The organism is Streptomyces sp. NPDC001231 (assembly GCF_042896885.1).
Lineage (GTDB): Bacteria > Actinomycetota > Actinomycetes > Streptomycetales > Streptomycetaceae > Streptomyces.
Window position 1 is genome coordinate 1 of the sequence record NZ_JBIAXS010000074.1, and the last position, 1,787, is coordinate 1,787.

A 1,787-nucleotide genomic window follows, 5' to 3' on the forward strand; every position below is an offset into this window, starting at 1 on the left:
TGTTCGGCTCCGTAGGTGGGGGTGTGGGTGGTGGTGAGGGTTTTGCCGTTGCCGAGGTACATGTGGACGCCGCAGGGGAGGCAGGGGTCGAAGCTGCGGACGGTGCGCATGATGTCGACGCCTTTGAAGGTGTCGGGGTCGTTTTCTTCGAAGATGGGCTGGCCCTGGACGGCGTCTTCGTAGGGGCCGGGGGTGCCGTAGGGGTCGCGGGGGCTGGCGTTCCAGGGGGTGGGTGGGTAGGGGTGGTAGTTGGCGATTTTCTTGTCTTTGATGACGAGGTGGTGGGAGAGGACGCCGCGGACGGCTTCGTGGAAGCCGCAGCCGATGGCTTCGTCGGGGACTTGGAAGTTTTCGAAGACTTTGGTTTCGCCGGCGCGGACGAGGGTTTGGGCTTGTTCGAGGAATTGGAGGGCCATGGCGGCGGCGTAGGCGATGAAGTAGGGGCGGGCGCGGTCGCGTTCGATGGTGTTGGACCATTGGGGGATGGTCCATTCGAGGGTGGTTTCGGGGAGTTTTTCGCCTTTGGGGAGGGTGATGCGGACGCTGTGGCCGGTGGCTTTGATGTAGGGGGTGTCGACGAGGCCGTTGAGGGCGGTGGACCAGAGGCGGGCGAGGGGGCCGCCGCCGGTGTCGAGGGCGAGGTGCTGGCCGGTTTCGGGGTGGTGCCAGCGGGGGCTCATGACCCAGCTGTAGTTGTGGTCGAAGGAGCGTTTTTGGGGGTGGGGCAGGGTGGTCTGGTTCCAGGGGTGGCGGATGTCGACGGGGTTGCCGAGGGGGTCGTGGGTGACGAAGGGTTCCTCGGTGGTCCAGTCGTCGTAGTAGGAGGAGCCGAGCAGGATGCGCAGGCCGAGGTTGATGTCGACGAGGTTGTTGGTGACGAGTTGGCCGTCGACGATGATGCCGGGGGTGACGTACATGGCCTTGCCCCAGTGGTTCATCGTTTCGTAGCGGTAGTCGACGATGTCGGGGTTCTGCCAGGCGCCCCAGCAGCCGAGCAGGATGCGGCGGCGGCCGACTTCCTCGTAGCCGGGCAGGGCCTGGTAGAAGAAGTCGAAGACGTCGTCGTTGAGGGCGACGGCTTGTTTGACGAAGTCGATGACGCGCATGAGGCGGGCGAGGTAGTCGGTGAAGACGGTGGGCTGGGGCATGGTGCCCACGCCGCCGGGATAGAGGGTGGAGGGGTGGACGTGGCGGCCCTCCATGAGGCAGAACATTTCCCGGGTGATGCGGGACATCTTCAGCGCTTGTTTGTAGATCTCGCCTTCGAAGGGGTTGAAGGCGCGCATGATGTCGGCGATGGTGCGGTAGCCGTGGATGTGGCCGCGGGGGGCCTCGGTCCGTTCGGCGCGGGCCAGGACGCTGGGGTTGGTTGCCTTGACCATGGCTTCGCAGAAGTCGACGAAGACGAGGTTGTCCTGGAAGATCGTGTGGTCGAACATGTATTCGGCGGCTTCGCCGAGGTTGGTGATGTGTTCGGCCAGGGGCGGGGGTTTGACGCCGTAGGCCATCTGCTGGGCGTAGTTGGAGCAGGTGGTGTGGTTGTCGCCGCAGATGCCGCAGATGCGGGAGGTGATGAAGCCGGCGTCGCGGGGGTCCTTGCCCTTCATGAACACCGAGTAGCCGCGGAACAGTGAGGAGGTCGAGTGGCACTCGACGACCTCCCGGTTCGCGAAATCGATCTTCGTGTAGATGCCCAGGTTCCCGATGATCCGCGTGATCGGATCCCAGGACATGTCCACGATCTGAGCGGGCTTGCGCCCCGCCCGACGCACCTCGGTAGTCGCCAT

General features: G+C 64.7%; 1 protein-coding gene. It reads right to left on the minus strand.

All coding sequences use genetic code 11. The features are described from left to right. A partial coding sequence (locus ACFY3J_RS38780; protein WP_384188066.1) for a nickel-dependent hydrogenase large subunit occupies positions 1-1,787 on the minus strand: 1,787 nt, incomplete at both ends.